Below are 25,611 nucleotides of genomic sequence, written 5' to 3' on the forward strand. Positions count from 1 at the left end.
ATGGCTAACTCAGAGGGGCTTATTCAACTTTCAAAAGAATTCGATTTGCTTAAGTCTTCTATGAACTACTTCATACAAGCTGGGGCTGTTGATTTGTTTTTAATTCCGACAACTGGAATCGAAACAGACAAACGTTATCCATTGTTTCGCTTACAAAGCGGCGAGTTGCTATTAGGTTTTGCAGAAGCTTTACTAAAAGAGAATGGCTGGAAATTACTGGCTTCACCGCTTCCTGAAACTTGGGTGACTGAATTATCGGAAGCAGACATCTCTGCGGCCACGTTTCCTCAGAAATTTTTCAATTGGGCACAGCATTTTACACAGTTCCTAAGGCCGCAATATTTAAAGCAAATTGATGTTCAACTGCTTAGGGAAAGCCTTGTTGAAAACTTCAAACAAAACCGGATTTCATTTCAGGAAGTCATTTGGCCTTTATTGATTAAAACCACCAAATTCATACATAAAGAAGAGCGGGCACGGATTCGACAAAGAAAAAAGAACGAGAGTAGTTTCCTTAAACGTGCTTTTGTTCAAATGCTCACCATCATTTATAACAGGAAATACATTCCCCAAGGGGAGCCTGATGCAAGCTTGGCAATTTGCGTTCGCTATATTGCGCAGTATTACCAAATTGATATTCCTGAATCGTTTCAACCCACTAATTTAAAGCAATTAACCCAAAAAATTGGTTTACCCATGAGAGAGGTTTCTCTCAAAGGAAAATGGTGGCTTTTTGGAACCCACCCTTTATTGTTACAGAAAAAGGAACAAAATATCTTCTATCTTGCACTTCCCCAAGAGGCAGGCAGTTTAATTTTATTTGATCCTCAACAGGGCTTAAAAAAGAAACTCAGCCAAGAGGAAGCTCAATCCTTTAATCCCATAGGCTGGCAACTGTATTGTTCTCTCCCTCAACAGAAGCTCAAGCTACGAGAACTCATTGCATTTGCTTTTAGAGGGTGTCGAAAGGATATCACACGCTTATTAATCATGGGTGTTATGGCTGCCATAATGAGTCTGGCGGTACCCTGGTTTACAGGCGTACTATTCGATCAGGTGGTGCCTGCAGGGAATATGGTACAGTTGCAACAAATTCTAATGGCATTGCTGGTTGCAGCCTGTGCAGCAGGATTATTTGAATTAGCTCGCGCGATGGCTATCATTCGAATTGGCAGTAAGCTCAATCTAAACATTGATATTGCTATATGGGATCGATTGATTCGTCTACCAGCCAATTTTTTTCGTCAGTTTAGCAGTGGGGAACTGGCAAGAAGAGCTTTGGGAGCAAGCAGTATTCGACGGATCATAGAAGGAGTCGTCATTAACTCCATTCTAAGCGGTATTTTTTCAGTACTTAGCTTTGCATTATTGTTTTACTACGATGCCAAACTTGCATTAATAGCAACTGCATTCGGCTTTATCATTTCAACCTACACTTTGCTGATTAGTTTTACGCAGCTGTTTAATTATAAAAACATGGAGGCACTTGAAGGGCAGCTTTCGGGCATGATTGTCCAACTGTTAAATGGGGTAGCAAAAATTCAAAGTAGCGGACGAGAAAAAACAGTTTTTTCTTTATGGGCTCTAAAAAATGGCGAAATTAAAGGTACTGCTTATAAGGTCAATTGGTACCATGCACTGCTATCCAGTTTAAATGCTTTTAGTATGCCCGTTCTCATCGTGATTATTTTTGCCCAATTGCTAAAAAGTGAAAGCGCACTGAGTTTGGGTGCTTTCCTTGCGTTTAATGCCGCTCTAGGACAATTCATTGCTGGGATGCTCTCACTAACGAACGTTCTTAGCCAACTGCTCCACAGCATTCCTTTACTAAAAAGAACAGCCCCAATTATTGAGTGTTTACCAGAAATACATGCAGGAAAAACCGATCCAGCTATTTTAAATGGAAAAATTGAAGTCGATCACTTAACGTTTTTTTATTCCTCAAAAGAGCAGCCAGTGGTTAAAGATGTATCCTTTATTATAGAGCCCGGGCAGTATGTGGCGATTTGCGGGCCTTCTGGCTCGGGCAAATCCACGCTATTGCGTTTACTGCTTGGGTTTGAAAGCCCTCAGCAAGGGCATATTTTTTTCGACGACCACGACATGAAACAATTGAATTTACAAAGAGTACGAGAACAATGTGGAGTGGTGCTGCAAAATAGTTTGGTTATGCCGGGCAGTTTGTTTGAGAATATTGCAGGTTCAGCACAACTAAGTTTCGAAGCGGTTTGGCAAGCTGCGGAAATGGCGGGGCTGGCTGAAGACATCAAAAAAATGCCAATGGGCTTACATACCATTATTTCAGAACGAGGAGGGACACTTTCTGGAGGACAAAGACAACGGGTTTTAATTGCAAGAGCACTGGCAAAAAAACCAAGGATCTTATTTTTTGATGAGGCGACCAGTTCATTAGATAATTTAAGTCAGTCAATGGTCAGCAAGAGTTTGGAGGAGTTAAAAATCAGCCGCCTGGTTATAGCACACCGTTTGTCAACCATTCAACATGCGAACCTCATCTTAGTTATGGAGCAAGGGCAAATTGTGGAGTCGGGTACTTATGACGAACTAATGGCCCATAATGGTTTATTTGCCAGAATGGCCAGTCGGCAGCTGATTTAGTCTATTTACTAGCTGCTTTGCCATTTTAAGCTTCGGTGACTATCCTTTCTCTTATCTAAGGAATTCACCATGATTTAATAATGCTCTTTAATTACTTCCATAGGTTCCACTAGATGATAATTGCAAAATCGTCCCCAATAACGAGCGGTAGCTTCAATTATTTCGGGCCGCAAATAAGGCCTCTTGTCAATTTGACTTCTAAATAGGGAAAGGATTTTTAGCTTGTCGTCTATGAAATGGTCAATGTTTATGAAAATATTTGGCCTAAAGTCAACGGTACTGGACGGAGATAAATAACCAAATAACTTGGAAATTTGGCGGCTCGCGGTGAGTGTCGCTCGGTGTATGCACCGATGATCTTGATGACTATCATTATACGCATGCGTGTAGACATGAGTGGGATTAACTTGATTGATAATTTCTTCAATAAATTCTATCGTTTCACTTGTGTCGCTTATTTTTGTATCTTTCATATTGCCCAAAAACAGTTGGGCTTCCTGCATTTTGGCAGCTTCCTCGGCCTCCCTTTTTCTAATGGCTGGATCCCCGCCGACTGCCCCTAGGCTTAAAGTCAAAATATTAATACGAGCCCCTTCAGCCCGAAGCTTAGCTAAAGTTCCAGCGCATCCGAATTCAACATCATCTGGATGAGCACCTATGGCCAAAACGATTTTTTTCTTTTTTTCTTTATTATTTTTGGCTTCCTCAGCTAACTGTATAGCTCGGCTGGTGAACTCAACTTCATCTATTGGTTTGAAAAACAAGCCATCTGCATGATGTTGCATCGCAGTGAGTATGAAATCAACCTTTACATTGGAGGTAATAATTATAATGGAGGTATGGGGATCAACTGCTTTAACCATCTGCGTAATATCTAAGTCATTTACTTCGGGAGAATTGATATCGGTAATGACCAAATGCCAGTTATTGGCTGCAATTCGTTCTTTAGCCCGATTCGTTTCAGTCACATGGGTAACTTCAGCCTGTTCTTCAAGGCAGCGCATGATGGTTCGGGCGATTCCATAATCGGGCTCAATTAGTAAAATTCTAAAGAGTCGTTTCAAGCGATTACTCCCTTAATCTACAACGACAGCCAAATAAAATATTTACTTTAATAAAAATATAGTCTCAAGTTTTTTGGTTGTAAATTTATTTAAGCATCCTACACATCATTGCTTCCCAGGCCCAAGCTGTAGGTTTATTCGAATATGAGTTCAATAATTTCGCCATTTTTAATTGGATTACTGGTTTCCTGCTGGCGAAATAGTTGCATCCACTCAGCATTTGGATGAAAACCCTGGGTGAGTGCTAGCTGGTACGCTTTGAGAAATTGCCCATGACCAATCACCACAATAAATCCCTGTAATTTCCGGATCTGATGATGAAAATTAGCCACCCTTTTAAGAAACGAGGCAAATGACTCTGCATCTTTACCATCACAATAGTTCGGATCTAGCCTGCTCCAATACAGTTCAATTTCTTTTCTTCTCGATAAGGGATCCAAATAGCTCAGGCGAACCGGCGATAGATAGATATGCTCATAGATTGGCCATATATTTAGCTCTGTATTCGGCCATCTTTTTAACAGGTATTGGGCAGTCTGCTTTGCACGTTGTAGGGGTGAGACTATCAGTAAATCAGGTTGCTGCATGATTTTTGTAGCAATATAGCGGGCTTGCTTCTTGCCTAAAGGCGTCAAACAGGATTCAGCAGGTTTGGTGCTCCATATGCCTGTGTTAACCTCGGTTTCACCATGCCTTATCAACCAAAGATTTAGCTTTGACATAACGTTTGCCAATCACTTATGGGTATAAATTGTTCAATCCAATACCTCACCACCATTAATTCTTTAAAAGGCAATAATGCTGAGTCAGATAACTCCCCATGAATATCTTTAATCAGCAATTTTGGGATATCAATTCCCGCAGCCGTAGTTAAGGGTAATGTGCCTGGAAAACGGGGGTTTATTTCTAACAGTTTATATTCACCTTTCGAGTTTGCCTTGAATTGAATATTAGCGACATAAGTAATCCCAACTTTTTTAGCAATTTCAAGAGCCATCATGCTGAGTGTTTGATCAATTCGGGTTTGGCAGGCAACTGCAATGCCTGAGTCAATCTTAAGCCTTAAACGAGGTACTGAGGCAAGTGCTTGCCCATTGCTTTGAATGTACACATCAACTGAAAATTCCTGCCCAGGAAGAAGTTCCTGGATTAAATAGCTTCCATCCATGGGTAATTGTGAGAGTGCATTTTTGTCATATATCGTCAGGACTCCATTTGAACCTGAACCGAAGCGCGGTTTGGCGAAGCAGGGGTAATTTATTTTTGTTTTAAGACCCTCTTTGTTGAGTAAAAAAAAGGAAGGGGTAAAACCAGTGTCCTCACAAAATTTGAGTAATTTAAATTTGTCCCGACAAATGTTCAATGCTTTTTCTGGGCTGATTGGTACCTGAATATTATGCTTGCTGAATTCTGTTTTATGCATTGCAAGAGGAAGCAGTTCAACATCAACTGTCGGAATCAAAAGCTCAATTTGATTTAGTCGACAAACATCGAGAAGTCTGGGAATAAAATCGCTCGAGTCACCTCGGGGGATAATTTTTCTTTGTCCAGCAGGTACCAAATACAATCCTGCTGCGCAAGGATCAATATCAGCCATATAAAGTTCATGTTCTTGGTTAAGGCTTTTCCAAACACTTATTGCAGCTGCTCCTCCTGCCCCAGTGATTAAAATTTTCATTCTCCCTCCCTGAGTTATTAAGCCCAATAAATCCGCCAACCAGCGATAATGAAGGTACTTCGGTTAAAAAAATAGTGGGAAGCCTCAGCAACCAAAGCCTGGGATTTAAAGACTGGCAAAATGAGCCTTCCATGAACTTCCCAGCTTTGTTGATCCACAAGATAAGAAGGCCCAACGTTGTAGAATAATCGTTTATTAAATTCTTTACTAAAATCAAGAGAATAGGATGAGTTATGGCCGCCGATTTTTTGGTCTGACCAAAAACCGGTAACACTGACATTAACTGGTAAGTTTGTGTGCAGGGTTAAGCCCGAAATATAAAGTTTTGTAGTCCATGGCATTGGAAAAACCAATCTTAGGCCATTAAACCATTCCAAATTACGTAAAACAAACCAATTCGTTGAGCCAAAAACTCGATGTTCGAAGGGACGAGCATTGTGTTGGCGAGCATCATAACTTAATTCCCAACCATAACGATTAGGTATAATGCGCTGATACCCCAGCAGAAGGCTATTATTGGGCAATAAAGTAGGGCCGGCACCAAAGTTGCTCTCTATTTGCCGATTATTATGTGTGGCATATAGTGTCAATGCATCTGTGGCATTCAAGTTTCGAAAGTAAAATAAATTGACACCGTCTGCAGTATTGGGAGGAACACTATAATGCCCTTGAGTAAGCCCTAAAATATTTCTCGTGGTTTGATTGAGTGTTTGCAGGTCTGTTAGAGTTTGCAAGTTGCTTGGGTTTTTAGCCAATGACTCATTCAATACGCCTCTTGCCTCAGCCAATTGGTAATTACTCATGAAGGTTTCGCCAAGACCATTTAGAGCATCAACATCATCTGGACTCTTGCGTAATAACTGTTGGTACAGGCCAATGGCTTGAGGTATTTGGAATAAAGCCCTAAGAACTCTTGCTTTCCCTAATAGGGCTGTACGGTTGTCGGGATGTTTATTTAGTATTTGCTGAAAAATAATTAAAGCCTTTTTCGGTTCTCCAGCCCATTCGTATGTTGTTGCAAGTTCCAATGCGGGATTGATATTTCCTGGTTCAGCCGTCTCTCGCGCTCTTTCCAGCCAGTCAAGTGCAATTCTAAAGTATTCCTGTTGTTGGGTTTTTTTGGCTTGGTATCTTGCCAATAATCCATGAAGCATTAAGGTAGAGGTATTGTTCGCTGCATACTGATCGCAACGTGCCAACAACCTTTCTATCTCAGCTAGAGCTGGGTTTTCTCGATTGAGTAAGACCAGACCCTTATCCGCTTCACATAATGAGGGCGGCATGGACTGTTTTAATTGCGCGTGCAGCTCGGTTTCCTTGATTTGTTTTATTGCAAGTGTCGCTTCTTGATTATTGGGTTCTAAGGATATGCTCTTTTGAAAAATTTTTTTTGCCGAATTGAAATCGTTTTTTGCTAAGGCAACCCAGCCCAGTCCATTGAGGGCCTCTATATCCTTGCGGTTCTTCAGTAATAACTGCTGATAAACGACACTTGCTTGTCCCAGGAGCTCAAGACGTCTAAGTACCCGTCCTTCACCTAAAAGGGCAGCCCTGTTGTTCGGCTCTTTTCTAAGCACGAGATCATAAATAAGTTGAGCTTTTTTCGGCTGAGAAGCCCATTCATAGGTTACTGCCAATTCTAAAGCAGGAGTCATATTGCTGTCTTCAGCTAAGTGCATGGCTTTTTGTAGCCAAAAAATTGCATGTTCGTAATTGCTGTTGCCGCTTTGCGCTTTATGTCTTGCTAATAAGCCCCTTAATAATGCAACTTCAGCATATTCAATCTTTTCTTTTTCACAGTTCGAAAGAATGGCTTCAATCTCTTGAAACGGGGGGTTACTTTGATTGAGTAATTTTAAACCATGTGCGGCTTGACAGGTTAATGCCTGCTTCTCCTGTTGCAATTTGGCTTCTTTTATCTGATTAAGAGCTAATAAGGCCTCTTTGTTAATGGGTTGAATGCTTAGGGTAGTGTGAAAAAATTCTGCAGCGGAGTGATAATCTCCTTCTGAGAGCTTAAGCCATCCAAGTCCATTCAGTGCATCGATATCCTTGGTATTTTTACTTAATAATTGTTGATATATCAGCAGGGAGGCTGAGTAATTTTTTTCAAGCCGTAATACTCTTGCCTTTCCCAGCAATGCGGCTTTAAGCTCAGGATTCTGCTTAAGAATGGTCTCATAGATTGCTTGTGCATTAGCAAATTGGTTGGCCCATTCATAAGTAACGGCCAATTCAAGTGCGGGATTGAAATTATCAGGGGCTGCTGAGTGCATGGCTTTATTTAACCAAGAAATGGCCTCGTCATATTTTTTGTTCGCTTCAGCTTTTCGACGTGCTAATAGACCATGCAATAAATCCGTATCGGAGTTCTCAATCTTGTTTAAAGAGCACCTCGTCAAAATTTCATTGATGGCTGGAAAAGGAGGCTCCTTCTGATTCAGTAAAATCAATCCTTTAGACACATCACATAATATAGCTTGCCCTGATTGCTGCAGTTGAGTTTGTTTAATCTTATCCAGAGCGATTAGAGCCTCTGTATTTTCAGGTTGAATCTTTAAGGTTTCAGTAAAATAAAATTTTGCCGAAGACAGATCCCTTTCTGCCGTTTTAATCCAACCCATACCATTAAGGGCCTCAACGTCATGAGGACTCTCAATGAGCAAATTTTGATAAATGGTTGCTGCCTCCTTAAACTGTTGATCAACCCGATATATGAATGCCAATCCGAGCAGGGCGGCGCGATTGTTAGGGGTTTGCGACAAGATATTTTGATAGAGCGATTTTGCCTTGGACAATTCATTCGCTTGTTGATAGGTGGCTGCTAATTCCAATGAGATGGATAGATTTTGAGGAGCGGCATTCTGAGCTTTTTTTATCCAATCAATTGCAATTGCATATTGCTGTTTATCCTGCAGCGCTTTCTTGCGAGCAAGCAGACCATGAAGCAGTAAAACAGATGGATTATTAGGATCGACCCGATCGCAACTTTTTAAAATCATTTCAATTTGTGATGACAAATAGCTTTCCTGATTGATTAATTCCAAGCCTTTAGTAACATCACAAAAAATAGGTTCCGCTGCTTCGGTAGCTTGAATAAAAAAAATAAGAAGTAAAATATTGAGTGTTCTCATATTTTTTACATTAAATAAAATAAAAGGAATAATCCACCAGTGATCAAAAGACTTAGGATTTGCCAGAAAAGAAAACGGTATTCGCGTCGTATATCTTGGGTTAATGCCCTGGAAAAGTCGTACTTCACCTTCGGTTGTGAAGCGCGGGGATAAATAATCCGTTTTGACGTTATTTTCTCAGTTTTATCCCACTTAAGCGTTGGGCGTTTAATTTCGGCAATATAAGCCGAAAGATTTATGGCGCATAGAAGGGGACCGTAGCCCACAATCAATAATAGAAAATTGGTTATTTTGCTGGAAACCCCGGCAAATTCCAATCTAAAGATTAACCATGCCCAAATCATACAGAAGGCGCTCCATGTTTCCATAAACAATAGAATAAATGTATTAAATTTGGTTGAGGATTGGGTGTTGAATAGTAAATTAAGTTGCCTTAAAACAAATTCAGGATTAATAGAGAAGAGTAAAATACTCAAAGAAATAATCCCGGGATAAAGTATTCCTTCAAGCCAGGACAGACGAGAGGTTTTCCTGTCCACTATGATGGCATACAGTGTGGTGTACAAGTAAACAAAGAGACTTAGTGAGGCAAGGTAAAAGAAAATATGGGCAGAATGTTCTTTACTGAGGAAAAAAAGACCCACTAACCCTATGGCGGAAAGTATCATGATTATTGGGGTTAATATTACACAAAACCAGATGATGCCAAAAAGTAGATTGCCTAGATTGCTGTTCTTGCGAAACCAGACGTTTTTAAATGCTTTGGTTATTTGTATATTGCCTCGCGCCCACCTAAAACGCTGCTTCCAAACATCAATGATGGTTTTGGGTTCTTCTGCATAGACAAAGGCATTTCCTTCATAAAGCACTTTTTTTCCCAATGTCTGAGTGGCAAAAGTTGTGTAGGTATCTTCTGCCAACGTCGTGGTATTGATTTGGCCGCCCAAAGCCAGGATATTTTCGCGCGTATGCAGCTGCGCTCCTCCAGCGAGACAGGCAACCACTCCTAAAACATTTTGTGCTCTTCGCGCGATGGATTGAGATACGATGTACTCGTAACCAATGGAACGTGTAATATAATTTGTATTGCGATTTCCTACTTTAATATAACCGGTTACAGCCCCTACTTCAGGATCAGCAAGATGGCGAACCAGTCTTCGTAAAACATCTTTTTTAAAGGAGACATCGGCATCTATGAACAGCACTGCTTGTGCCCAATCCTCATTCAAAACAATTTTTAAGCCATAATTCACGGCATGGGCTTTTCCCATGCCCCCGCCTTCTTTGCGAACATAAAAAACCTGTTCAGGGTATTCTTGTGATTTTTTCTGCAAGATGTCTGCTGTGGCGTCTGTGCTCCCATCATCGATGATATAAATGCGCAATGCTGAGAGGGGGTAATCTATCTGTAACAATATGTGAATGGTGTGCTCCAACACCATGGCTTCATTCCATGCAGGAATGATTACAGCCACTCGAGGGCAATAATCTTTGCACTTTTTAAAATGATTGGCCAGAGCATGGAGGCCAGCTAAATTATGTTCAATAAACAATGCTATTACGGGTATGACTCCAGTTAAAGCCAAGGCAATACAAAGATAATATGACATCTTCAGGAACCACTTTGTAGTGGCAGACTGGGTTTCAGAGGGTTTCGCTACAGGCAAGTTATCTTGCAACATTTTTTTTGCCTGTTGCGGCAGTTGAAAAACCTGCTGAGAAGCTGGCAGGGCAAAGGCGATTGAATTGTCAAAGGATTTTATCAAAGGTGTAGCATTAGCAAGGCTAATGATAAATTGCATGGACACCAGGAGGAGCCAGCGAATCCAAGAATCCTTTCTTGCTGATTTATCAATCATTGATCAGAAAATACAAAGTATTAGTTTTAGAATCACCATTATCATATTCCTCCTGGTTTGAATCCATAACTTGCTTAAAGTAATAAGCTTTTTCCGTTTCATCCATAATAGGTGCTAACCCTTTAATCAATAGCCATTTCCAGGCAGGGGAAATAGTAGCATACTGGTTTGTGATCAGTTTTTTTATTAATGGATATATCTCTTTCAGCCAATCTCTATCAAGTAGTTGCAAGGAGATGGCATTAAAAGGAAGCATTTCAATGCCATATGAAAATTCAATACCACAGCGATACCCTTTATTGCATGCTTTAAAAAAAGCATTGGCATCAATTTTATTTTGCCAAAGATTGGCTACCACTTGATTATTTGCTTTAAATTGTTCCGGGTAAATGGAATTATTTCTTTTAACTTGCCAGTAAAGCTGCGCGGCTTTTAACTCTCGATTCATGAGAAATTGGGCCCAATTCAAAAGACTTTTATCATGAATTGCACGACCGTATAAAGCAAGTGAGTAGTATGCATTTACTGCCTCGCTGCTGGATTGCTCATTTTGCCCATCTACAAAAGATGTCAATCCCGAAGCCCAGGAATGCCCTGAATAATCGTCTTGATAGCGTTGCACAGGAAAATAGGGATCGTCTTTGTTTTCATTGGCGAAGTCGCGAATTAAACAGTCTATCCATTGTTTTGGCGAAAAGGGTTTTCCTTTGACAATACGATTAAGCCAGTGAGGATCCAATTTTGCGATCACAGCGAAGGTATAAACCCAGTATCCATAATGAAAATGGTGATCGGTATAATGACGAGCACCATAATCATTTACACTGGGGATGATTCCGCCCCAAGTCGTGTCGTACTCAAAGTGCCAGCTCGACTGACCTTTCATTTTTTCGCTTAATCGTTTTTCAATAAACTGGAGCATTGCCTTTTCTAAACGCGATTCTTTGAGACGGCGGGCAATTAAAATCAGGCGAGCAGCACGAGCGTATCGTTTACCGACCCTGTATGGCCCATCATCCGGAAAGGGCTGGGTTAATAATTGATTCGCTTCCGATCTTAAAGCCGCCCGCAACGGTAGCAGTTGTTCACCGGACATTCTTTTGGGTTCTAAAAATTGTATTGGCACTTTGGGTAGAACAATTTCCCATTTCGAGCTGGTTTCACCCCGCAGGAGACCTTTTATGCCAAAATAGTTTATTAACGAGGATGTAGAAGAGTTACGCTGATGTGGCAGTGAAAGCATAAGGGGAGGCTGGCCATTTTGAGTGGTCCAGGAGAAAGAATAAATCAAGTTGCTTGGGTTTACAGTATAATGCTGCTGATAATCAAGAGGAATGGTCTGGCTATAGTTATCAAGGGTGGCCGCATCATTTTCTATCCCCATTGAGCTGTCTTTTTGTAGAACTAATCTAATCCAACCGGAGTAAGGGTTAGTTGCGACCAGTTCTTGTCCTTCTTTTGAAATCTTCCAATGGAATTGAAGGGATTTTTCGCTATAAAGAAGCCAGGTTTGCGTATTGTGCTCATCCAGGGCTTGCACCACCTCATATCGAGTGTTTGTAGCCAGTATTCCAGGTTTAGTTTGGTTATTTATCGAGAGCCACTTGTAGTTTGAATGCAGTTTGGGTGTCGCATTTACAAACATTTGAGTGATATAAGGGGAACCTTGTAACAAGGGTGAAGTCATTTTTTGCTCTAGGTGATTTTTCCATGATAATTGAATTTGCAGTCCATGGTAATTTTCCAGACCATAACTTGGCATGGATTCAAGTGGGCCTAAAGTTAATTGATCAGAAAATTGATAATACAGCGCAGACACAATGTTTGGATAAGCAGGCTCGGCATAAAAATTCGGTCCTGTATAACTCAAACTGATGCCTTTTGCGCTTGTTTTAATGAGATAGGGGAACTGGTTAACTGGATTGCTGAAGCTACTGCTACTTTGTTTGAGAACCAAATTGATAAACCATGCATTGGTTGCAAAGGGTTTTTTATTATCCAGCCAATATGAGGACGGCTGAAGTTCGTTCAGGGTTGAAGGGAAAGCATTTCCGGGATCAAAGAATTTAGAAGGGTGACATTGACAGGCTTGAACCAGCAGCAGGGATCCTAATAGGAGAATAACCTGTGCCTGAAAGCCCATTAATCGCCCCTTTTTTTGCGTCGAAGCAATATCCATATGGGTACTATTATCGCAAAAATAATAATTAAAATTTGCAAATGCGTTCCCAAATAATATTGAATATTTTTTGCCACATTAACGATATAAGTTGTAACTCTGTGTCTTAGGCTTATATAACTGTTGTCATAGCTGTTTAGGAGCTCAATTGATTGGTTAGAATTAATTAATGCAATATTGCCATTAAGGCTCATGCGGGTTTTATCATCATTAAGCGCATTGCAGGCTAAATATAAGGCATTCTGGGCATTTGCAGTAATTAATAAAACCGCATTGTCTTCACTCCATGGTGAGGAGGTTAACTCCAGTAATCCGAATGATTGTTCACCAGTCACTTGCAGTTTGCGGTTGTGTTGCTTAAGAAGGCGAGAAGCCCCGTTTAATTGAACCGGCATGTATTCAAGAGCAAATTTCACCCATGGATTGGTTTCAGGAGTGCCGTAAAGAATAACATTATGATTTCTAACAAATTCTTCATTTACCCCACGGCTATTATGAAATTTAAGTTGCAATGGATTTGGAGCAATCAACTGTCCAAATTTATAAAATAAATTAGCGAGTCTATCAATCTCATCCTTGGATAAAACATCAGGTAAAATAACATTGACCTTATTGCTGAAAGGTACAGGGAGCTGGTTGAGCATTGCGAGAGGAAAACTAGTCGACAAGCCTGTCTCAAACTGAGTTTCTGCATGGATGGTTGCCCACAACTCATGAGCATTTTCAGGAGTGCATAACTCTCCCTCACGGTGCAAATTAACTAAATAATCAATTGTATTAATCCCAGGCTTCATAGCACTTGAATCGATTTCCGCCTGCCAATTAGAATGCTCTTTCGTTAACCAATAGGTGGATTGCTTTAAACCATTCACCAAAAGCGTAATATAGGAATAATTTTTTCCGGGAAAAATGGGTGCTGTAACGTAGGTTTTAATCCTCCCTTGAAGTGGTATGTGGTTATTGGGCAAGGGAATACTATAGGTAAGGCGATGCTGGCCTAGGCCTGAAACACTTTTACTTGGATAACCCAATTCCTTCAAACTGGACTGGTACCACCTTCCCCTTGAACTGATTTGAGGTGAAGTTTGAATTTGCTCAACCACGGCGATTTTGCCTGAAGAGAGCGATGTAAATTCAGAGGATAAGAAGGCACTCGCGGCTTTATTTAAAGAACTCGAATTGTTTCCTGTAATTATTAATTGCCCTAGCACTGAATTGAAGGGGGAGCCAGTCAGTACCAGAATGCCTGACGAACTCTTTAATGCTTTATTTATAATTGAAGATTGTTGACTCAGGGCAGTTTGTGCAAAGTAACTTTGCTTAAGATGTTCAAAGGTGGCTATAAGGATTAGATTGCTCTTAGCCAGGGCTTTTTCATTTTCATTTATAAAACCTACTGATAAGTTAAGCGTTTGGTCTCCTGAGGATTGCCCTAATTGGGTAGCCACATTGAGCAAGGAAAATATTTCTTGTGCCGTAGGATTTGAAGGAAGCAATAACAAAGTTGGTGTTAACTTAATAGCAGTAGGGTCAATGAAGGGATAAGGGAGTTGGTTTAGCGATCCCATGAATGGTTGTATTGTGGCTGCAATTGACAGGCTACTTTGCGGTGAGATATAGATCCAAATGTCTGGATCACATAAGTTCTTTGTGCTTACGAACTTGGCCGAGAAAGTTAGTTTCTGCCAGTCTGGAGATAAATTTGTCAATGGCAGTTCAATATCCCAACTTACCTCCTCGTTTAGGTGATTAGGTATGACTAAATGACGAATGGGGGTTTGATTAAAGTGAAGATCAACCCTGGTTCCTTCCTTTAATAAAGGAGAAAAAGCCATTTTTAGATGCAAAAAAGCTTTTTGAATGTTTAAGCGTTTTGGAATGGGTAGGTAGAACGTGTAATTAGGTTGATATCCATTAAGAGTTATGGAGCTATCCCAACCTAATTGCTCAAAAGTATATAGGTCGCTTTCGTTTATAGCGGTAGTCGTTCCTTGGGAATTCTGAGGGATGCTGGCTGCAGGGTTTGCCAGGCAGTAGTGTGGCACCACAGCAGTACTGAATAATAGCAAGTGATAGATAAAAAAGTTATACGCGCTGCGTAAAAATTTCATAGATTTAAAGGGTTACAAATGGAACAGCACGTGTTTAAGGGTAAATTTAACCTACCATCTAAATATCGGAAGAGCAATATTCTTTATAATAAGTTAAATCTTTTCTAACTCCTCCTTTGAATTTATATCTGATAGACAAAAAAGGCTTCAGTTTAGCAAAAAGAAAAAATTGAATACTTACCTTCAATGCTCTACCAATGAATGAAACGGCGATGAATTTATATTCGACAAGAAGTATATCTATTTTTTATGTGCTTCCTGTTATACACTTTCGCCGCACAGCAATTTCTAAGGATAGAATTGTGAACAACAAAATAAACTTATTAATTTCAAATATCATACTAGGTTTTTCTACAACCTCTTCTTATTCTGATGATTTATACAGCAAGCTGCCAGAGGCATTGACAGGGTACAAATTTATGATAAACATAGTACCTGAAAGATACGTTGCATCCGCATAATTAAATGAGTAGATCCATTCATAGGAGCATAATGCTCTATCCAACTGCAGGAAGGGTGGTAAATTCCAAATCGAATGTGAAAATGCTGTAATCACTTCGCCCTCAACTCAGAACTAGAGTTAAGGCCTCTTGTGACTAAATGAACCCTTATTTGTACCAAAGCTCACTGAAATGGCAACAATGTAGAAATAGGAAATAAAAATGTTTAATTTTTTTAAAGGACCAGATTCAGCTCATCTACTTCAAATATTACAGCAAACCCCAAGTCAAATCGTTCGGGTTAATTTCGGCTGGCTATTTGGTAACGTCTATTTTTTGAAAGCAAAGAATGATCACGATCTAACTGAGCTCATCAACCAATTAGATAATGAACCACGAGGCAGGGCTCCTATGGATATGGTTGACTATGTTTTGGGTGGAACTTCATTATTGGCAAGCACTGAATCCGATGCGATTAATTATCACCAGTGTTTTGTCCACGCAATGGCTCAACCCCGTAAATACATCGCATTAGGGCTTGAACATTTAAAATCTGGTTTAGATAGATTAGAGGAAAACCAACCTATTAACTTAAAAGTATTTCTCGCTCAATTGGTAAGCGCTTTATTTTTCCAAGGGTTATTTAATTTAAGTTCGGAGCAAGCTATTGATCACCCTTTTTTAGGTGCATTGGCTTCTTTATCAAAGGGAAATCAAGATTCCGGAGCTGATTTTGCAAACGAAATACGTCTTTATTTAGCTAACTTGCATTATCCAACACTCTTCCATCTTGGCTTATATGCTTCAGCCAGGAAAGGTCAACAAGAATATCAAATGCAAATTCAACAATTTCTTGCGAGTCAACAAGAAGCTATTTTGACTGATTTACATCATTATGGCGATCAGAATTATCCGATAAGAAATGTGTTAAGTCTGGCCATTATACATTTGATCGCAAAAAAACTAAAACTGAACTCCGATCGAGAGATGCTAAGGACACATTTACAAACCTTAGATAAATCACAGCTAGGGCTTTATTTAAATGAACCTATGATTAGAACCTTGCCTGGAATGTTGGTGGCTAGCACCGGGGTGGCAAGTATAGTAGCCAATGCTTTAACTGCATTAATGTCTAAGCCCAAGCTATTAAGCAAAGTTAGAAGTGCGCTACCTGCTGAATTGTTTTCGCACTCAGAAGATGAAATTTTTCAGCAAATTAACGATGACAAACAAAAAGGAGGTCTGTTACATCGTCTGTATTTGGAAAGTTGTCGATTTGCACGGGTAGAGGAATCCGTTGCAGAAAATCAAGTGGCTTCGAGATCTTGGCGTTTTACTACTAAGGACTTAAAGGTAGGCGACCAGATGATCTCTGCCAATTCAATGATTGTTATATTGCGTCACTGGCCTTTTTTCAATCACGCACTGGTTGGTGAGCAACCTGGACTTTTTAAGCCTTCTCGCTTTAAAAACACAGATGGCAGCCTAAATCAAGAGAGAGCACAAATAACACGAGGCATTTTTTTTCAAGGCAAACGACAATGCCCATCACATAATCTCGCTGAGTATCTTTTTAAGACAATAATAGCCTACCTGATTACGCATTATGAATTGACGTCAGCACCAGTTCATGATGGCACTGTTCACCTAACTCCAATTCAACTGAATCAAGTACTTTTTAAAAAATAAATGCTGAATAATGGAAAGAAGACAAATTAAGTTTTTATGCAGATTATGCACAGCATCAGAATAACGATGCAACAGGCAGATATAAAGCGACGATTTGTAGAGAGCTTAATCGAAATAAAAACTTATTCATACTCAGTTGGATTAGTGGCTTATCAAGCGAATTACGCACAAAAATTTTCAGTATTAGGGTACGATGGACACACGCAGATCACGATATTAAAATAACCAATGATTATTTAAAACTTAATGTTTTCTTAATCAAAACCTCTATAATTTGTACATGTACATAGGGGGTTATAATGCACACAATATCTTATACGGCAATGAGGCAAAATCTTGCTAAAATTTTGAATGAAAATAGAAATGGCGAAACTGTTTGCATTCGCCAGAAGGGGAAAGATGACTTAATTCTTAACCCTAAAACTGAGAAATTAACTCACCAAGAAAAAGTGAAATTGGCTCTGTCTAAAATAGAAAAGCGGCATGCCAGTGTCATTCAAGCTTTAGCTGATAGATGAAAATCGAAATTTTAGACGAAAAGGATATCATTTTTATTCAATCCTCTGTTCTGTCATCAGCGCCAGCGCACGATTTGGGGCGCATCAGCGGCGCTGCCAACAGAGTTTTAAATGCTTATTTTTACGATAATATAGCAGATATATATCTGCTTGCAGCTCTTTACCTATTAGCAATTGCACAAGCCCATGCTTTCCCAGATGGGAATAAAAGAACTGCATTCAAATGCATGACCACATTAAAGAAGAAATTGCTGGTCATTTAAAACAATTTACTAAGACATCTATATAAAATTAAAATTTGCATTTATCCTCAACGCTCCTAATTACAAGGAGAAGCAGAGCCAATTGCATTGGATTTAATGAATCCATTACTTGGCATCTAGGTCACTCTTATTGGTGGAGGGTTGAAAGTCATCATTACCCCAAAGGGTGGTCAAAACCGCTTCACATAATTAATACAGGAACTCAAGAAACTTGGCGAGCAGCTGCATATCATTCACGCGAAGCTTATAAAGGTGATGGCTGGTGGGTTAATGGATATCATTTTTCGTATCTAAAAGGGAAAGAAAGGTTAGATGTCATGACCAGCGCTGGAGATTGCAATATCTATGATGGCTGGTGGGATTATTAAGATTAAAAGGAAATTAAGTTATGAAAAAAATTATTTTGGCAGCATTAATAACAACAGCAATGACAGCAGTTGCTGAAGATACAGCACCCATTCAAAAGGTTAGAAATAATTGGGCGGTTGAACACTTTAAAAAACAAAATATGCTCTATCCTGATGGAGGCGTTCAAATTGTGCCTGAAAAAAAAATGTCTAGTTATTCCCAATTCAAAAAGGAGTTGGAAAAAGATAAGAATGATATTTCTAAATATGGTTACATAAACCAGCCAAGTGAAAGAGCGCAGCATTTGTTGAGCATTAAAACCATTGCTGAACATCAAATGAAGAAGCAAAACAATGATTACGATCCAAGGTCAACTCATATGCGACATTCTATTGGTGATCTCAAGATGGCTTACACATTTGTAGGCGTTCCATCAAATGACATCAGTGAATTCATTGGCGTTGCTCCTTATCTTACTTATTTAAAAGGTCAAGGATGGGTTGGTGCAATTCAATTTTTTAAAAACAATGACGTCGGATATTGTGCGTTTAGTGAAAATAACATTCGCTTAAGTCATGGCTCAGTTGTTATTGCCAAGGAAGCCGTGAGAAATGATGTCAACGAAAAAATTACAACTGTTGATGTAACTGGAAATAAACAAACTGGATTTGTTTATAATGTTGAGTGGTATGACAATACTTTCTTTAGGCAACTGGAATGTGCAAATCTTGAGTATTCTCAAACAATAACAGATGAAGTCATTGAATTAGCTAAACGCATCGACAAGAATGTTTGATTAAAAACACGGCATCCCAAAAGGGAGCCGTGTAAATTTTTAAATCTGATTAAAAAAGAATTTCCCCCTAAGTCTGATTATCAAAATAATCAGACTTAGGGGGGTTGTCTTTGGGGTTGAACGCAATCCCAGTCCCCTGTTTATCTTTTAAGGTTATACTGTGTTTCTAACTCTTCAACAATCGCCACACTTTCGGCATGTTTATTCTTGAAAAAGTAAGTTAAACCTAGAAGTTGCTCGTTATCTTTTCCTTCATTGTTTTCGCGTAAAGTAATAGCACAGCAACTAAGCTTGCGATCACGATCAATTTGAGCAACATCCATGTATACATCAACCATTTCTCCATTGAACGATAGTTTAGGCTCATCCTCTTGATATTCGATTATAACTTTTTTCTTTTTTCGAGATATTAAACTAAGATCTCTCGCTTTAACGTTAATTCCTAGTTCATTCATTTGATTTTTTGTTTGTTTTAAAAGAGCGCTATGATAAATCCAATCCTCTTTAGACATGGTTGTTTTCTGAATTTTATCGGTTCGGCGTCGGGCATTTTCAAGTTTATCGATGATATTCCAACTCATAATGCCGGAAGCTATGGGAACAATCGCGAAAAAAAAACTAGCACCTATTGCCTGCCATGTTGAAAATCCGCTCTGCTTTCTCTCCATCCTTGATGCTTGCACTGTGAAAAGTAAAGAGACCGGGGAATCAATGCAGCTAGTATTGCCAATACATTGTACATGTAACGAAATCGTTGATGGCGACGGTTTTGATCCTCATCTACGTGTAGATATAATTGCGTATGAATATCATAACTTTCAATCGTTCTCTCTTGCTTGGTTTTCATAATATTAATTTCTAATAATAATTGGCTAATATTTTATCCCTTAAGCCAAATAAAATCCATTGAGAGGATCAATACATGTCAAACCAACATTAAAATGTCCTTTTATATTCCAATTCTAATTCAAAAACTGATGAGGTAATGGAAGTTAATCAATTGGGGGAAGTTGCTGAATTATGTACGCATTTCTGGGTTACTAAAGCTACATAGTCTCGCTTAAACGTTTTAACCAATGCCTTCTTTAGCTTTTGCTCAGATCTCAAACAGCCTATGCAGATTCAAATATGCATGATATTGCAAGTTTTAAGAATATCAGGCTTAATAGCAATTCAAATATCTATGTGGGTATTAAATAATACAAACATCTCAGAAAACAATCTCTTATCGGAACGGTTTAATTGCAGCAGTCTCAAACCCTTAAGGTTTGTTTTTTCTGTGAATCACAAGATATAAGCTTGGTAAAACCAACAAGGTTAAAAAAGTTGATGATAAAATTCCGCCAATTACAACTGTGGCAAGCGGTCTTTGGACTTCGGCTCCTGCCCCTACATTAAGGGCCATTGGCACAAAGCCTAAACTGGCCACTAAAGCGGTCATTAAAATCGGCCTTAATCGTGTGAGTGCCCCTTGCGTAATCGCGCTCTTCAATGGAACTCCTGTTTGAATCAAGTTTCGGATAAATGAAATCATGACTACCCCATTTAGTACAGCAACCCCAGACAAGGCGATAAAACCAACACCCGCAGAAATGGAAAATGGAATAGCCCTCATCCAAAGAGCAACCACCCCTCCCGTAAGTGCTAAGGGAACCCCGGAAAAAATAATTAAGGCATCCTGGATTGAAGCAAATGCCATAAATAAAAGGCTGAGAATCAGCAATAAGGTAATAGGAACGACGATCATTAATCGCGATTGTGCTGAAATAAGCTGCTCAAACGTACCGCCATAATCAATCCATATTCCAGCTGGCAATTTAATTTGTTCACGAATATTTTGTTTAAGGTTATCAACAAAGCCACCCAAATCTCTATCACGCACATTTGCTGTGACAACAACACGACGTTTGCCATTTTCTCGACTGATTTGATTAGGGCCATAAGAAACGCTAAGTTTCGCAATTTCTTTAAGAGGGACGTAATTAGGTTGTTTTGACTTGGCACTTATTTTAGAACCCAGGGGTATGGGTAATTCTTCTAGTGTTTCCACATCGATGCGAAGTGGCTCAGGCAGTCTTACAACAATATTAAATCTCTTATCACCTTCGAATAACTGGCCTACATTCTTTCCCCCCATAGCCACCCTAATTACATCCTGTACATCAGCAATATTAAGTCCATAACTTTCCATTGCTGCCTTATCAGGGATAATTGATAACACTGGTAATCCTGTTGCCTGTTCAATTTTGATATCTGAAGCACCAGGGGTTTTAGCAAGCATAGCCTTAATCTGTTCAGCAATGTTCATTAATTCATCAATATTATCGCCAAATATTTTAATGGCTAAATCACTTCTCACACCTGAGATGAGTTCGTTAAAACGCATTTGAATGGGTTGTGTAAATTCATAGCTATTACCAGGAATGTCTTCAAGCACATTTTTCATTTCTTTAATCAAGTCTGCTCTTGGTTTTTTAGGATTAGGCCATTCCTCTCGAGGCTTTAGCATCACAAAAGTATCTGCCATATTCGGAGGCATTGGATCAGTTGCTACCTCAGAAGTTCCAATTCTGCTAAAGATTTCTTGTACTTCTGGAAATTGTTTAAGGCGTTTTTCCAGGATTGCCTGCATCTCAATGGATTGGGTTAAACTTGTCCCCGGGATTCGAAGAGCATGGATTGCAAGATCGCCTTCGTCAAGATTTGGAATAAACTCTGTTCCCATGTTCAATAACAAAATAAGACTAAGTAAAATTAGACATAACGAACAACCGATCACCTTCCATGGATAGGTGATGCTCCAGCTTAATAAGGGTTTATACCCTTTTTTTATAAAAGAAATAACGAAGTTTTCTTTATTTTCTACTTTGCCTGTAATAAAAAGTGCAACTGCTGCAGGGACAAAAGTTAACGAGAGTAAAAGTGAAATAGAAAGTGCCATGACGACAGTTATTGCCATGGGGTGAAACATTTTTCCTTCAACACCTGAAAGCGAAAAAATAGGGAAATAAACCATAGTAATGATGAGCACGCCAAAAATACTTGGGCGAATGACTTCTGCGGCGGCTTGTGAGGTTAAGTCGAAGCGTTCTTCTTTTGTTAGCAAGCGCCCTAAATCGTGCTGAGCCAATCCCAGCCGGCGTAAGCAGTTTTCAATGATGATAACGGCGCCATCGACTATCAAACCAAAATCAAGAGCGCCTAAGCTCATTAAATTACCGGATACTCCTTGTTCTACCATACCAGTAATGGTTATTAACATGGTTATTGGGATTACTGCTGCTGTAATCAGTGCCGTGCGAATGTTACCAAGCAAAAGAAAAAGAATGACAATGACTAAGAGTGCGCCTTCAAGTAAATTTTTGCCAACGGTTTTGATGGTCTTATCGACCAGTTTGGTTCTGTCATAAACAGGTTTGGCAATAATCCCTTTGGGAAGAGTACGATTGATTTCTTCCAGCTTTTTAGCAACCCGAACCGAAACTTCCCGGCTATTTTCACCAACCAGCATCATTGCAGTACCTAAAACTAATTCCTTGCCATTTTGGGTAGCGGCCCCTGTCCGTAAAGGTGAACCTAAAGCCACATCAGCCATGTCACCAACACGAAGAATCACCTCATCCCGTTTGTCGACAATAATATTTTTGATATCCTCTATGGTTTTTACTTGGCCTGGCAACCGAATCAGATACTGCTCGCCATTTTTTTCAATATAACCTGCACCCATATTGGCATTGTTTTTTTCTAATGCTTTAATAAGGTCGTTCATCGTCAACTGATAAGCCAATAATTTTTGAGGGTAAGGCATAACATGGACTTGTTTGTCTTGACCGCCAAGAGTGTTTACCTCGATCACCCCTTTTGTATTGCGAAGTTGAGGTAAAATAACCCACTTTTGTAAGGTCAGCAGGTCCATAGGGGTATAAGCGCTGGCATCTTCTTTGATAGCTCCAGGCTGAGCCTCCACTAAATACATAAATATTTCGCCCAGACCTGTTGCAATGGGACCCATTTCTGGAACTATACCTGAAGGCAATTGACTTTTTATTTGTTGTAATCGCTCAGCAATGAGTTGACGGGCAAAATAAATATTCGTGCCTTCTTCAAATACGACGGTCACTTGTGAAAGACCATAGCGTGAAAGCGATCGGCTATAATCAAGTTTGGGAAGCCCAGCAAGGGCTGTTTCGATTGGAAAGGTAATTCGTTGCTCTACCTCCAATGGCGAATACCCTTCTGCCTCGGTGTTGATTTGTACTTGCACATTGGTAATATCTGGCACCGCATCAATGGGCAAATTTTTAAAATTGTAAATCCCAAATCCCATTAACCCCAGGACGATCAATAAAACCAGCCATCGATGGCGAATGGAAAAATGAATGCTTTGCTCTAGCATAAAGAATCATCCTGATTAAAGTTCATGCTCTGCTTCTGCTTTTTCAATATCGGCTTTAATGATGAAACTGTTCTTTGAAACATAGGTTTCGCCTACCTCCAAACCCTGCTTAACTTCCACCCAATTCTTGTCTTGCTCACCTAACTTCACTTCCCGCATAAAATATTGATTTCCCACCTTAGTAAAAACCACGGTAGAGTTTCGGAAATTTTGTAAAGCGGTTTTCATTATCATGATGGGAACTTTTTTTTCTCCAATTAGAACATCAGCTCTCACAATTGCACCAGGACGCCAGACATTCTCTGAATTGGATAAAGCGACTATGGCAATGACTGTTTGGCTTAAAGGGTCTGTTGTTGGCAATAACATAGCAATGGGCGATTCTGCTGTTCTATCTCCCTCCTGAGAGTGGATAATAACCATTTGTCCTTCCTGGATTTTGTCTAGATCCCTTGGAAAAACATGAAGCTCCGCCCAAACATTGTTTAAATTGGCAATGATAAATAGAGGATTTCCACCAGCTACACTACCAGCAGAAATATTTCGAGCCAGAATCCTTCCTTCCGCTGGAGCTTTAACCTCATAGTCTTTGAGGCTTTCATTGCTCTCAATGGTTGCTAAAAGCTGTCCCTTTTTTACCGGATCTCCCCAATTAACAAAGACGTTTTTAACCACTCCCGGAAATCGTGCTCTGACTTCGGTGGTTGTATTTCGATTTAAGGTGATTCTTCCATTTAGATGGACATATTGTTTAATGATTCCAGGCCCGGCTGTCGATATCTCAATATGTGCTTCTTTTTCTTGTTGTTCATTTAATTGCGTTTTTCTTAGGTTTGAATCCCCACGGGCTGGTACTTCCTCCTGCTGAGAGGCTAATTTGCTGCATTTAGATAGGTGTGCTGATAAAAACCACGAAACGGCAGTAACAACAATGGCAGCGACTAGTATTGAATAATGGTATTTTTTCATCTCTATCCTTTATGAAATGAATGCATAGCGGGCCTTACTTCTCATCCCTGCCCCCCATTAAAAGGCCCTGGATTTTGATAAGAGCTTTATGATAATTAGCATGGGCCCTCGCATAATGTTGTTCTTCACGGTTCAGTACAAGCATGGCGTTATTAAGAACCAGATAACTATAGCGCCCTTGCTCAAACCCTGAGCGAGCCAAGCGAACCGCTTTTTTTGCACTAGGGAGCATTCTGCTGGTTACTATCTGGGCTTCTTCCTTTGATTGAGAGGCATCTAAAAAGCTCTCATATAACAAGGTTTCCAAATTTAGCTTTAATTGATGTAAATCTTGAATGGCCTGGTTGCGTTTTGCATGCGCAGAGTAAAGATTCCCTTGATTTTGATCAAAAACCGGTATTTGGGATGCTGTGGAAATTACAAGGGCTTTTTGATCATAAAGCTTAAAATGGCGAAAGCCTAATTGCACATTTAAATTAGGCCAGATTTCTTTAGCTGTTGCAGTTATACGAGCGCCCATCGCTTTTACAAGCGCCATTTGGGCTTTGATAAGATTACTGGTGATAAGACGATTTTTTATCGAAGGCCAGGTATCTAAATGATGGGAAAGTCCCTTTTCATTCAGTTTGGTTTTTTCAAGGCTGGAGACAGCAATTAAATTCGCTAAAAGTCTTTTGCTTTTCAGTTCATATCGCCGGGCTTTATTAAAGATAAGTATCGATTCATCAAGTCCTATTTCTGCTAATTTCAAATCAACTTCGGAATTAGCTCCTATTTCTAGCCGTTTTTTTATACTGGAAACGACTAATTGGTTAAACTTTACAAGGCGTTTTGAAGCTTGAGTCCAATATTGGGCATAAAAAGCATCTACGTAGGCATTCCCTACATCAATATAAAGATTTGATCGGCTAGCTTCAAGTTTCATACAAGCCGCGAAATACTCCATTTTGGCGGCGTTGCTTTGGTAATATATCCGGTTTCCAAGGGGTATTGGTTGTTCAATTGAAATGGTTTCCTCAGGTCCAGTATACCCTGATTCAAGTGTAGAAGGTGTTCCAATGTTTTCGGCTTGAATAGATAAACTTGGGTTGGGATATAATTTCGACTGAATAAACTGCCCTTTGGCATGTTCAACGAGAGCAACTTGTGCTTTTAGTGATGGATTGTTTTTATACGCCAAAAGGATTGCTTGCTCAAGCGTTAGCGAGTTTTGACTTTGTGCAGCTAACGTGCTCGCTATCAGAAAACCCATACATCCATAATAAAAACGCATTCAGAATCCTTACTAATCTATTATCTCGGGCTTAAATTCGCTATCAATTTACTGATCTACAATCCCAAACGTTAGCTCTGGGGGATTCCTTATTTGGGATTTAAATGTATTTATTCTTCAAAAATATGCGCTTCTTTATTGGGCAAAATTAGAATACCTTACCTATTCTATAGTCTTTACCGAAAGCTTATCATAAAAGAAATTAACACACACTTTGTGATAGGAGATTGTAAAAGTTGATGGCAGGACAGACTTCAAAAATTAAGCTTGGTAAA

At 39.6% G+C, this 25,611-nt stretch carries 16 protein-coding genes; 5 read left to right on the top strand and 11 right to left on the bottom strand.

Annotated elements, in window-relative coordinates; genetic code table 11:
- Complete coding sequence (locus EL203_RS06615) at positions 1-2,619, top strand: NHLP bacteriocin export ABC transporter permease/ATPase subunit (protein WP_058471061.1); 2,619 nt, start codon at positions 1-3, stop codon at positions 2,617-2,619.
- 74 nt (positions 2,620-2,693) lie between these two features.
- On the opposite strand, the gene EL203_RS06620 is transcribed toward EL203_RS06615, so the two are convergent.
- The 7 genes from EL203_RS06620 to EL203_RS06650 form a co-directional block, all read right to left on the bottom strand.
- Positions 2,694-3,683: a PIG-L family deacetylase gene (locus EL203_RS06620; protein WP_058471060.1), complete on the bottom strand. Its 990-nt coding sequence runs from the start codon at positions 3,681-3,683 to the stop codon at positions 2,694-2,696.
- Positions 3,684-3,817: 134 nt separating this feature from the next.
- On the bottom strand, positions 3,818-4,405 hold the full coding sequence (locus EL203_RS06625) for a histidine phosphatase family protein (protein WP_058471059.1): 588 nt from the start codon (positions 4,403-4,405) through the stop codon (positions 3,818-3,820).
- Positions 4,393-5,361, bottom strand: coding sequence for an ATP-grasp domain-containing protein (locus EL203_RS06630; protein ID WP_058471058.1), 969 nt, complete (start codon positions 5,359-5,361; stop codon positions 4,393-4,395). Before EL203_RS06630 ends, EL203_RS06625 begins: the two co-directional genes overlap by 13 nt.
- A 17-nt stretch (positions 5,362-5,378) precedes the next feature.
- Entirely contained in the window at positions 5,379-8,495 is a 3,117-nt protein-coding gene (locus tag EL203_RS06635) for a tetratricopeptide repeat protein (protein WP_058471057.1), read from the bottom strand.
- 5 nt (positions 8,496-8,500) lie between these two features.
- Positions 8,501-10,297 (bottom strand): glycosyltransferase family 2 protein, encoded by a 1,797-nt coding sequence (locus EL203_RS06640; RefSeq protein ID WP_165481221.1) that lies wholly within the window; start codon positions 10,295-10,297, stop codon positions 8,501-8,503.
- 49 nt (positions 10,298-10,346) lie between these two features.
- Positions 10,347-12,497 carry a glycosyl hydrolase gene (locus EL203_RS06645; protein WP_058471055.1) on the bottom strand — a complete coding sequence of 717 codons (2,151 nt, stop codon included), beginning with the start codon at positions 12,495-12,497 and terminating at the stop codon, positions 10,347-10,349.
- The gene (locus EL203_RS06650) at positions 12,497-14,644 is read right to left on the bottom strand and encodes a cellulose biosynthesis cyclic di-GMP-binding regulatory protein BcsB (RefSeq protein WP_058471054.1); all 2,148 of its coding nucleotides are present in this window, start codon (positions 14,642-14,644) and stop codon (positions 12,497-12,499) included. The genes EL203_RS06645 and EL203_RS06650 overlap by 1 nt, the downstream gene beginning before the upstream one ends.
- Positions 14,645-15,306: 662 nt before the next feature.
- On the opposite strand from EL203_RS06650, the gene EL203_RS06655 reads away from it, so the two are divergent.
- From EL203_RS06655 to EL203_RS06675, 4 genes are all read left to right on the top strand, one after another.
- Positions 15,307-16,773, top strand: a complete 1,467-nt coding sequence (locus EL203_RS06655; RefSeq protein WP_058471053.1) for a cytochrome P450 — start codon at positions 15,307-15,309, stop codon at positions 16,771-16,773.
- A 299-nt stretch (positions 16,774-17,072) separates the two neighbouring features.
- Entirely contained in the window at positions 17,073-17,291 is a 219-nt protein-coding gene (locus tag EL203_RS06660; protein ID WP_058471051.1) for a type II toxin-antitoxin system Phd/YefM family antitoxin, read from the top strand.
- Positions 17,288-17,554 carry a type II toxin-antitoxin system death-on-curing family toxin gene (locus tag EL203_RS06665; RefSeq protein WP_058471050.1) on the top strand — a complete coding sequence of 89 codons (267 nt, stop codon included), beginning with the start codon at positions 17,288-17,290 and terminating at the stop codon, positions 17,552-17,554. The genes EL203_RS06660 and EL203_RS06665 overlap by 4 nt, the downstream gene beginning before the upstream one ends.
- A gap of 388 nt (positions 17,555-17,942) precedes the next feature.
- Entirely contained in the window at positions 17,943-18,698 is a 756-nt protein-coding gene (locus EL203_RS06675; protein ID WP_058471049.1) for a hypothetical protein, read from the top strand.
- 140 nt (positions 18,699-18,838) lie between these two features.
- Here the strand turns inward: EL203_RS06675 and EL203_RS06680 are convergent, their stop codons facing one another.
- The 4 genes from EL203_RS06680 to EL203_RS06695 form a co-directional block, all read right to left on the bottom strand.
- Positions 18,839-19,366: a hypothetical protein gene (locus EL203_RS06680; RefSeq protein WP_058471048.1), complete on the bottom strand. Its 528-nt coding sequence runs from the start codon at positions 19,364-19,366 to the stop codon at positions 18,839-18,841.
- A gap of 593 nt (positions 19,367-19,959) precedes the next feature.
- The gene (locus EL203_RS06685) at positions 19,960-23,094 is read right to left on the bottom strand and encodes an efflux RND transporter permease subunit (protein ID WP_058471047.1); all 3,135 of its coding nucleotides are present in this window, start codon (positions 23,092-23,094) and stop codon (positions 19,960-19,962) included.
- A gap of 15 nt (positions 23,095-23,109) precedes the next feature.
- Complete coding sequence (locus EL203_RS06690) at positions 23,110-24,063, bottom strand: efflux RND transporter periplasmic adaptor subunit (protein ID WP_058471046.1); 954 nt, start codon at positions 24,061-24,063, stop codon at positions 23,110-23,112.
- A gap of 34 nt (positions 24,064-24,097) precedes the next feature.
- Entirely contained in the window at positions 24,098-25,336 is a 1,239-nt protein-coding gene (locus EL203_RS06695) for a TolC family protein (protein WP_058471045.1), read from the bottom strand.
- Positions 25,337-25,611 lie beyond the last annotated feature (275 nt).

This window comes from Legionella jordanis, assembly GCF_900637635.1.
Lineage (GTDB): Bacteria > Pseudomonadota > Gammaproteobacteria > Legionellales > Legionellaceae > Tatlockia > Tatlockia jordanis.

Bases quoted from the DNA above. Each gene is read 5' to 3' on its own strand.
- EL203_RS06615 (WP_058471061.1), top strand. From the start codon at position 1: ATGGCTAACTCAGAGGGGCTTATTCAACTTTCAAAAGAATTCGATTTG.
- EL203_RS06625 (WP_058471059.1), bottom strand. From the start codon at position 4,405: ATGTCAAAGCTAAATCTTTGGTTGATAAGGCATGGTGAAACCGAGGTT.
- EL203_RS06630 (WP_058471058.1), bottom strand. From the start codon at position 5,361: ATGAAAATTTTAATCACTGGGGCAGGAGGAGCAGCTGCAATAAGTGTT.
- EL203_RS06635 (WP_058471057.1), bottom strand. From the start codon at position 8,495: ATGAGAACACTCAATATTTTACTTCTTATTTTTTTTATTCAAGCTACC.
- EL203_RS06640 (WP_165481221.1), bottom strand. From the start codon at position 10,297: ATGCAATTTATCATTAGCCTTGCTAATGCTACACCTTTGATAAAATCC.
- EL203_RS06645 (WP_058471055.1), bottom strand. From the start codon at position 12,497: ATGGGCTTTCAGGCACAGGTTATTCTCCTATTAGGATCCCTGCTGCTG.
- EL203_RS06650 (WP_058471054.1), bottom strand. From the start codon at position 14,644: ATGAAATTTTTACGCAGCGCGTATAACTTTTTTATCTATCACTTGCTA.
- EL203_RS06655 (WP_058471053.1), top strand. From the start codon at position 15,307: ATGTTTAATTTTTTTAAAGGACCAGATTCAGCTCATCTACTTCAAATA.
- EL203_RS06660 (WP_058471051.1), top strand. From the start codon at position 17,073: ATGCACACAATATCTTATACGGCAATGAGGCAAAATCTTGCTAAAATT.
- EL203_RS06665 (WP_058471050.1), top strand. From the start codon at position 17,288: ATGAAAATCGAAATTTTAGACGAAAAGGATATCATTTTTATTCAATCC.
- EL203_RS06675 (WP_058471049.1), top strand. From the start codon at position 17,943: ATGAAAAAAATTATTTTGGCAGCATTAATAACAACAGCAATGACAGCA.
- EL203_RS06680 (WP_058471048.1), bottom strand. From the start codon at position 19,366: ATGGAGAGAAAGCAGAGCGGATTTTCAACATGGCAGGCAATAGGTGCT.
- EL203_RS06685 (WP_058471047.1), bottom strand. From the start codon at position 23,094: ATGCTAGAGCAAAGCATTCATTTTTCCATTCGCCATCGATGGCTGGTT.
- EL203_RS06690 (WP_058471046.1), bottom strand. From the start codon at position 24,063: ATGAAAAAATACCATTATTCAATACTAGTCGCTGCCATTGTTGTTACT.
- EL203_RS06695 (WP_058471045.1), bottom strand. From the start codon at position 25,336: ATGCGTTTTTATTATGGATGTATGGGTTTTCTGATAGCGAGCACGTTA.